The organism is Pseudomonas sp. 65/3-MNA-CIBAN-0223 (genome assembly GCF_040310425.1).
Lineage (GTDB): Bacteria > Pseudomonadota > Gammaproteobacteria > Pseudomonadales > Pseudomonadaceae > Aquipseudomonas > Aquipseudomonas gregormendelii.
Genome location: NZ_JBEOPV010000170.1, coordinates 1 through 267 on the forward strand (window position 1 = coordinate 1; position 267 = coordinate 267).

At 60.7% G+C, this 267-nt stretch carries 1 protein-coding gene; it reads right to left on the minus strand.

Annotation, left to right across the window (positions count from 1 at the left end; genetic code table 11):
* Positions 1-62: 62 nt before the first annotated feature.
* A partial coding sequence (locus AAEZ09_RS28405) for a hypothetical protein (protein ID WP_350601675.1) occupies positions 63-267 on the minus strand: 205 nt, incomplete at its 5' end.

A 267-nucleotide genomic window follows, 5' to 3' on the forward strand; every position in this document is an offset into this window, starting at 1 on the left:
GGCTTCGTTGGTCAGTGACTGAGCGGCCACCTCGGGCCGAACCGGATATACGGACGCAGCGCTCATGGCAGTTCCTCGTCTGTCTTGTTGGTATGCAGAACCCTGTCCAGCAGGCGAACCCAATGACCAACCCAGCGCCTGTCAGACGGTGCACTCCAGCCAAGCACGCCACCCATGGCGTATCGGCTTTGCTCAAGCATAGACCGCGCCTCACCGCATGGCGTGTGCACTGCCGCCATTTGCCAGAGCTTTTGCGTAGCTGAATGC